Genomic DNA, 1,004 nt, shown 5'->3' on the forward strand with positions numbered 1-1,004 from the left:
GTGCCGTCCGCCTCCCCCGCCTCCCCCGGCGCGTCCGGCCCGGGCCCGTGGCGGGACGCCGACTTCCGCCGGCTCTGGCTGGGCCAGACCGCTTCCCAGTTCGGCGAACACACGAGCCTGGTCGTCCTGCCGCTGGTCGCCGTCCTGACGCTCGGCACCGACGCCGGTGAACTGGGCGTCCTGCGCGCGGTGGGGCAGGCGCCGATCCTGATGTTCTCGCTCCTCGTGGGCGCGTGGGTGGACCGCTGGCGGACCCGCACGGTGATGGTGCTGGCCGACGCCGGCCGGGCCGTGGTGCTGGGCGTGGCGGCGGTGGCCGGTGTCCTCGGCCTGCTGGGGCTGCCCGCCCTGCTCGTGGCCGCCTTCGCCGTCGGCACCCTGTCGGTCTTCTTCGACGTGGCCTACCAGGCGTCGCTGGTGCGGGTGGTGAGGAGGGACCAGCTGCTGCGGGGCAACAGCGCCCTCGAGGGCAGCCGGTCCGCGGCGCAGATCGGCGGCCCCGCTCTGGGCGGCGCGCTGGTGTCCCTGCTGTCGTCGGCGGCCGCCGTCGCGTCGGGTGCGCTGTTCTTCGCGCTGTCGTTCCTGTCGATCCGGCGGACCGGCCGCCGGGAAGCGGTCCCCGGGCGTGCGGAAGGGCCGACGCGCGTAGGGCGGCGGATCCTGGACGGCCTCCGGTTCGTCGCCGGCGATCCGTCGCTGCGGGCCGTGGGCCTGGCCTCGGCCGCCTTCCAGTTCTCGCTGGCGGCCATGACGACCGTCTACCTGCTCTTCCTGCCGCGCGAACTGCACCTGTCGGGCACCGCCGTCGGGCTGGCGCTCGCGGCGACGGGCCCGGGCGCGCTCCTGGGCTCGCTGCTCGCCGCCCGCCTGCCGCGCAGGTTCGGGTACGGCACGGTGCTCGTCTGCGCGGCGGCCCTGGGCGACGGCGTGATGCTGTGCGTCCCCGCGCTGCACGGCCCGGCGACGGTGACGGTTCCGGCCCTGGTGGCGGTCAACTTCGTCTT

Annotated in this window: 1 protein-coding gene; it reads left to right on the forward strand. The window is 76.1% G+C overall.

Annotated elements, in window-relative coordinates:
* Nucleotides 1-1,004: MFS transporter (locus HW445_RS32600; protein ID WP_180224340.1), on the forward strand; the 1,004-nt coding region annotated here is incomplete at its 3' end.

It is taken from the genome of Streptomyces sp. UH6 (genome assembly GCF_013421635.1).
Classification (GTDB): domain Bacteria; phylum Actinomycetota; class Actinomycetes; order Streptomycetales; family Streptomycetaceae; genus Streptomyces; species Streptomyces abyssomicinicus.